Here is a 746-nt window from a genome sequence, read left to right on the forward strand (position 1 = left end):
GGTTACAGCGTGACGAAATTCGCCCTCGCTGGTTATGGGACGCGCGGTGACATCGAGCCGTGCCTCGCTATCGGCCGCGAGCTGCTGCGCCGGGGGCACGACGTGGCCATGGCCGTCCCGCCGGAACTGGTCGGCTTCGCCGAGTCCGCGGGTCTCGCGACTGTCCCGTACGGCCCCGAACTGCACGACTTCTTGGACGAGGAGTTCCTCCGCAACATGTGGGCGGAATTCTTCCGAGGCATCTGGACGATCCGCAGCCCGCTCAGATTGATGCGCAAGGTCTGGGAGCCCCTCATCCGGCACTGGGGCGAGGTGAGCGCAACGCTGACATCACTCGCGGGCGGCGCCGACCTGCTGTGCACCGGACTTAATTTCGAGCAGGCCGCCGCCAACGTCGCGGAGCATTACGGCATTCCGCTGGCGACGCTGCATCACTTCCCGATGCGGGCCAACGGCCAGCTCGTTCCGAGCGTGCCGGCGCCGTTGTTCCGCTCCGGCATGATGGCGGTCGAGTGGCTTTTTTGGCGCGCGACCAAGCAGGTTGAGAACGAACAGCGGCGAGAACTCCGTCTGCCCGCGGCGACGAAACCGTCGCCGCGAAGGATCGCCGAGCGCGGCTCGCTGGAGATTCAGGCCTACGACGAGGTCTGCTTTCCCGGCCTGGCGGCTGAATGGGCGAAGCGATGGGGCGACCGACGCCCCTTCGTCGGCGCCCTGACCATGGGCTTGTCCACGGACGACGATGA

At 66.9% G+C, this 746-nt stretch carries 1 protein-coding gene; it reads left to right on the forward strand.

Translation table 11 applies throughout. The annotated features are described in order from the left end of the window. Positions 1-9 precede the first annotated feature (9 nt). On the forward strand, positions 10-746 hold a 737-nt coding region (locus A5681_RS17555; protein ID WP_197498634.1), incomplete at its 3' end, for a glycosyltransferase.

The sequence above is a fragment of the Mycobacterium scrofulaceum genome (assembly GCF_001667885.1).
GTDB classification, from domain to species: Bacteria; Actinomycetota; Actinomycetes; order Mycobacteriales; family Mycobacteriaceae; genus Mycobacterium; species Mycobacterium scrofulaceum_C.